Annotated in this window: 1 tRNA gene; it reads left to right on the top strand. The window is 45.9% G+C overall.

Annotation, left to right across the window (positions count from 1 at the left end):
• Nucleotides 1-197: 197 nt before the first annotated feature.
• Nucleotides 198-273 (top strand) — tRNA-Ile (locus UF06_RS23035).
• The last annotated feature ends 108 nt before the right edge of the window (nucleotides 274-381 follow it).

Below are 381 nucleotides of genomic sequence, written 5' to 3'. Positions count from 1 at the left end.
AAACTGCGTCACCCAAGCCGCGCAGAAACGCTGCGCAGCTTCTTAGACGAATAACACAGCGTGTTTCAGACAAAAGGTGAGCCTCGGCTCACCTTTTTTGTTATTTATTGTGCTAAGTGGATAAAAACTAAGCGCAATTAGCCGTCACATCGTCTAGACACCCTGCCCTAGTTCTCCTATAATCTTGGCTCTTATTTGGCCCCTTAGCTCAGTGGTTAGAGCAGTCGACTCATAATCGATTGTTCATGTGTTCAAGTCACATAGGGGCCACCAAATTCTAGAAGGTTAGTAAGCGTAGTGCTTTCTGACGGTTTTTTGTACCGGACGATTTTGGGTCAAGTAATGGTTCAGATAAGCCCCGATTACGCACTCTACTCTGTC

The organism is Vibrio sp. S234-5 (assembly GCF_000960595.1).
Taxonomy (GTDB): Bacteria; Pseudomonadota; Gammaproteobacteria; order Enterobacterales; family Vibrionaceae; genus Vibrio.
This window is presented reverse-complemented; position numbering and strand designations above follow the sequence as displayed.